The organism is Flavobacterium macacae, assembly GCF_003865365.1.
Classification (GTDB): Bacteria; Bacteroidota; Bacteroidia; order Flavobacteriales; family Flavobacteriaceae; genus Flavobacterium; species Flavobacterium macacae.
In genome coordinates, this window is sequence record NZ_RQVR01000008.1 from 21,349 (window position 1) to 22,113 (window position 765).

Below are 765 nucleotides of genomic sequence, written 5' to 3' on the forward strand. Positions count from 1 at the left end.
TTATTCTTGGTCTCCTTCAGGAGGAACGGCAGCGACAGCCTCAGGTCTTTCAACTGGAACTTACACGGTGACAATTACCGATGCTAACTTATGTACTACTACGCAAAGCGTAACTATTACACAGCCTGTAAATGCAATCACAGCAGCGGCATCGCAAACCAACGTATCTTGCAACGGCGGATCGAACGGAACGGCTTCAGTGGCAGTTTCAGGAGGTGCCGGAACCTACACTTATTCTTGGTCACCTTCAGGAGGAACGGCAGCTACGGCTACAGGACTTTCAGCAGGAGCCTACACCGTGACAATCACGGATGCGAATTTATGTACTACAACGCAAAGCGTTACTATTACGGAGCCTAGTGCATTGACTGCAACGGCAGCGCAAACCAACGTATCTTGCAACGGTGGATCGAACGGAACGGCTTCAGTTATAGCTTCAGGAGGAACAGGAACGTATACTTATTCTTGGGCACCTTCTGGAGGAACGGCAGCTACGGCTACAGGACTTTCAGCAGGAACTTACACGGTAACAATCACGGATGCTAATTCCTGTACAACAACAAGAAGCGTTACGATAACACAGCCTGCGGCACTAACGGCAACAACAGCGCAGACCAACGTATCTTGCAACGGCGGATCGAACGGAACGGCTTCAGTGGCAGTTTCAGGAGGTGCCGGAACGTATACTTACTCTTGGGCATCTTCAGGAGGAACGGCGGCGACAGCCTCAGGACTTTCAGCAGGAACTTACACGGTAACAATCAC

The 765-nt window shown here is 50.6% G+C and carries 1 pseudogene; it reads left to right on the top strand.

What is annotated here, in order from left to right:
• Positions 1-765 (top strand): annotated as a pseudogene (locus EG849_RS15720) (SprB repeat-containing protein); the annotation flags it as partial.